Source organism: Arthrobacter nitrophenolicus (assembly GCF_000332815.1).
Classification (GTDB): domain Bacteria; phylum Actinomycetota; class Actinomycetes; order Actinomycetales; family Micrococcaceae; genus Arthrobacter; species Arthrobacter nitrophenolicus.
This window is the reverse complement of record NZ_AOFD01000126.1, coordinates 1-1,088: the sequence shown is the minus strand read 5'-3', so window position 1 is coordinate 1,088 and position 1,088 is coordinate 1. Positions and strand designations below refer to the sequence as shown.

The 1,088-nt window shown below is 65.3% G+C and carries 2 pseudogenes; both read right to left on the bottom strand.

Features of this window, described 5'->3' with window-relative positions:
- Positions 1–660, bottom strand: a pseudogene (locus G205_RS20415) (DUF3618 domain-containing protein); the annotation flags it as partial.
- Positions 657–1,066: pseudogene (locus G205_RS20410) on the bottom strand (phage holin family protein). The pseudogenes G205_RS20415 and G205_RS20410, both read right to left, overlap by 4 nt.
- Between the last annotated feature and the right edge of the window lie 22 nt (positions 1,067–1,088).

The window sequence follows — 1,088 nt, the reverse complement described above, 5'->3', positions numbered from 1 at the left end:
AGGTGTTTTGGACGTTGGTTTTGGCGTCGGTGGCGCGGTCCTTGACGTCGGTGGCGGCGTGTTGGCCTTCTGTTTTGACGTTTTGGGCTGCGTCGGTGGCGGTGGCTTTGACGTTTTCCATCGCTTCGCGGGCGGGTTCCTTGAGGTCCTGGGCCATGTCTTTGGCGGCCTCGGTGACCTGGTTGGCCAGGGGCTGGGCTGCGGTTTTGAGCTGGTCCGCGGCTTCGCGTTCTTTCTGGCTTGGCGGGATCAGGGAGGAGACGAGCATCCCGGCGCCGAAGGCGATCAGGCCTGCGGCGAGGGGGTTGCCCTGGGTTTTGGCTTTGACCTGGTCCGGTGCGTGGGACACGGCGTGCCGGCGTCGGAGAGCCGGGCGGCGACGTTGTCCTTGGCGTCGTGGAGGGTGTCGCCGGTGTGGTGCAGGGCGTCGCTGGTGTGTCCGGTTCCGGTGTGCATGGTGTTCTGGACGCGGGTGGTGGCGTGGTCTGCTGTTCCCATGATTTTCTCCTTGACCCCGGTCACGGCGTCCCGGACTTTGTCGGTTTGGCGGTGGACGATGTTGGACGGGGTGACTTTGTCCGCGACGGCGTCCACGTTGGTGCCCAGCCGGGCGCGGGTGGCTTCGATGTCTTGGCGGATTGCGTCGGGGTTCTCGCTCATCGGTTGACCTCACCTGGTTTTAGGGTTGGGGGGATTTCGGAGAGTGTTTCGCCGGTCTGGGGCAGGCCTTTGATCTGTTTGAGTTCCTTGCGGCCGATGCTGGCCAGGACCGCGGCGATGATGGCCCAGAGGACGGCGACGATCACGGCGGCCCAGCCAAGCGGCATCAGGCGCCGAGGGCGAACATGAGGGCCAGGGACAGGAAGACCAGGACGAAGTGTCCGGCCACGCCGGCGCCGGCGAGCATGCCGGAGCCTTTCCCGGCGCGGCTGGCGGATTGTTTGAGTTCGGCCTTCGCCAGTTCCACTTCCTGGCGCATCAGGGTGGACAGGTCCCGGGTCACATCACCCAGGAGCTCCCCAAGGGAGGCGTTATCGGCCTTCTGATGCGCCTCACTCGGCGGCATCTCAGGAATCTGGCTACTCACA